The organism is Neisseria sp. P0021.S007, from assembly GCF_051956855.1.
In genome coordinates this window covers 1-486 of sequence record NZ_JBQCXA010001407.1, presented here as the reverse complement: position 1 = coordinate 486, position 486 = coordinate 1, and the positions used below count along the sequence as shown (strand labels likewise).

The following is a 486-nucleotide window of genomic DNA, read 5'->3' as shown; positions in this document are numbered from 1 at the left end:
GCGTAAACCTCATTTTCCCATAAAGCGCGTAGCTCCTCGCTATTCATCACATCAGATGCAATGTATGCGCCATGCGCGGCAGGACTGGAATAAATTCGGCGGACGGTAAATTTCAACTGTCCGAACACCAGCTCTGCTTCTTCCTTATTGGGACACACTACACTCAAACCGCCGACGCGTTCGCCATACAGCGACAGGTTTTTCGAAAAAGAGTTGCTGACAAACAAAGGCAGGCCCATTTCGACGGCTTTACGAATCGCATAAGCATCGTTGTCCAAATCCTCGCCGAAACCTTGATAGGCAATATCCATAAACGGAATCAGCTTGTGCGTTTTAACGATGTCCAACACTTCATCCCATTGCGCTTGCGACATATCGACGCCGGTCGGGTTTTGACAGCATGGATGTAAAATCAAGACGCTGTTTTCCGGCAAGGTCTTGAAAAACGCAGTCATTTCTTCAAATTTTACGCCGACGGTTTCAGGG

General features: G+C 48.1%; 1 protein-coding gene. It reads right to left on the bottom strand.

Annotation, left to right across the window (positions count from 1 at the left end; translation table 11 throughout):
• Positions 1 to 486 (bottom strand): aminotransferase class I/II-fold pyridoxal phosphate-dependent enzyme (locus ACTHUR_RS19420; protein ID WP_440400426.1); only part of this gene is annotated, 486 nt, incomplete at both ends.